The organism is Mesorhizobium sp. M7A.F.Ca.CA.004.04.2.1 (assembly GCF_004022825.1).
Taxonomy (GTDB): domain Bacteria; phylum Pseudomonadota; class Alphaproteobacteria; order Rhizobiales; family Rhizobiaceae; genus Mesorhizobium.
The window spans coordinates 1-2,375 of sequence record NZ_RZPH01000935.1; the positions used below are offsets into that span (position 1 = coordinate 1).

The following is a 2,375-nucleotide window of genomic DNA, read 5'->3' on the forward strand; positions in this document are numbered from 1 at the left end:
GACCTGTCCTTCTTCACCACCGATCCGACGATTGCCCGCGATGTCGCCCAGCTGTTCAATTTCATCACCGGCTATGCCGAGCCGACCGACGAAATGCGGCTTGCGATCTCGCCGTTCACGCTGAGAAGCCGCATCCTGAAGCACATTGCCGACGAGATTGCCTACGCGGTGCAGGGGAAACCGGCGCGCATCTGGATGAAGATGAACGCACTCGTCGATCCGATTATCATCGACGCGCTCTACGATGCCAGCCGGGCCGGCGTCGAGGTCGACCTGGTCGTGCGCGGCATCTGCTGCCTGAGGCCGCAGGTTCCGGGCCTGTCGGAAAACATCCGCGTAAAATCGATCGTCGGCCGTTTTCTCGAGCACAGCCGCATCTATTGTTTCGGCAACGGTCACGGCCTGCCGTCGGACGAGGCGATCGTCTACATCTCCTCGGCCGATCTGATGCCGCGCAATCTCGACCGCCGCGTCGAAACCATGGTGCCGATCACGAATCCAACTGTGCACGAACAGATCCTTGGCCAGATCATGCTGGGCAACATCATGGACAATCAGCAAAGTTTCGACGTATTGGCTGATGGAACCTCCCGGCGCGTCGTGCTGGAGGAGGGCGAGGAACCGTTCAACGCGCAGGAATATTTCATGACCAATCCGAGCCTGTCGGGACGGGGTGACGCGCTGAAGTCGCATGCGCCCAAGCGCATTGCGCAGTTCAAGCGCCGCAAGAAGAACGCTGCAGCGTCCGGCTGATGCTGTCTGATTCCCAGGGCCGGCTGCAGGACCGCCGACCGCTGTCCATCATCGACATCGGATCGAACTCGATCCGCCTCGTCGTCTATGAGGGGCTGGCGCGCTCGCCGACCATGCTGTTCAACGAAAAGATGCTGGCCGGTCTCGGCCGGGGCATCGTTTCGACCGGCAAGCTCGACCCCGAGGCGGTGACGCGCTCGATGGAAGAGTTCCGTCGCTTTCGCGCGCTTTCCGACCAGGCCGGCGCCGAGCAGATGTATGTGCTGGCCACCGCCGCGGCCCGCGAGGCGGTCAATGGCCCTGATTTCATCCACCGCGCCGAGGAGGTGCTGAAGACCGAGATCCGTGTCATCAGCGGCCGTCAGGAAGCGTATTATTCGGCGCTCGGCGTCATTTCCGGCTTCCATCCGGCCGACGGCATCGCCGGCGATCTGGGCGGCGGCAGCCTCGAACTGGTCGACGTCGCCGGCGAAGCGATCGGCGACGGCATCACACTGCCGCTGGGCGGCTTGCGCCTGCAGGACATGGCGAAGAACTCGCTGACCCAGGCGGCGAAGATCGCGCGTGACGAACTGGCGAAGGCCAAGCTGCTGAAAGGCGGGCAGGGCAGGCCTTTCTACGCCGTCGGCGGCACCTGGCGAAATCTCGCCCGGCTGCACATGGAAATGACCAACTATCCGCTTGGCGTCATGCACCATTACGAGATCTCGGCCGAAAGCGCGGCGAATTTCCTCAAGCAGGTGGCCAAAGCCGAGATCGAGAAGGTCAAGGGCATCGAAGGCGTTTCCAAGAACCGCCGTTCGCTGCTGCCCTATGGCGCCGTCGTGCTGCAGGAGATCATGGCGGCGATGCAGCCGTCGAAGATCATCGTCTCGGCGCTCGGCGTGCGTGAAGGCTTTCTCTATTCGCTGCTCGACGAGGCGGAGCAGAAGGCCGATCCGCTGATTTCGGCCTCGGAGGAGCTTGCACGCCTGCGCTCGCGCTCCGTCACCCATGCGCATGAACTTGTCGACTGGACCGCCAAAACCTTTGCCGCCTTCGGCATCGACGAGACCGAGGACGAGGCGCGCTATCGCCACGCGGCCGCATTGCTGGCCGATATCGGCTGGCGCGCGCATCCCGAATATCGCGGCAAGCAATCGCTCAACATCATCGCGCACGCCTCCTTCTTCGGCGTCGACCATCCCGGCCGTGCCTTCCTGGCCATGGCCAACGCCTATCGTCACGACGGCATCTTCAACGAAGCCATCGCCCCCGAGATCAAGGCGTTGGCGCCGCCGCGTTATCTGGAGCGGGCGCGCGTGCTCGCCGCGATGATGCGCGTCGTCTACCTGCTGACGGCGTCGATGCCGGGCATCATGCCCAGGCTGAAATGGGAACAGCGCGCCAACGGCGTGCTGGCGCTGGTCTTGCCGGCATCGCTGGCCGATCTCTATGGCGAGCGGCCGGCCGGGCGCCTGGCGCAACTGGCAAGGATCACCAACCGCCGTCTGGTGCTGGCTGTCGAGGGTGGGCCCAGCATGTCGGTGAAGTAGGGCGTGTCGGTCAAGTAGGCGTTACGCCGAACCACGCCCGTCGACGCAGGGCCATGGACTCTTGCGAAGAGGACCCCCACCCTAGCC

2 protein-coding genes are annotated in these 2,375 nt (G+C 63.9%); both read left to right on the forward strand.

The genetic code is table 11. From position 1 onward, the window contains the following. A partial coding sequence (locus EN893_RS29415; protein WP_348632523.1) for a phospholipase D-like domain-containing protein occupies positions 1-753 on the forward strand: 753 nt, incomplete at its 5' end. After that, positions 753-2,288 (forward strand): exopolyphosphatase, encoded by a 1,536-nt coding sequence (ppx, locus tag EN893_RS29420; protein ID WP_127270757.1) that lies wholly within the window; start codon positions 753-755, stop codon positions 2,286-2,288. The genes EN893_RS29415 and ppx, both read left to right, overlap by 1 nt. Positions 2,289-2,375 lie beyond the last annotated feature (87 nt).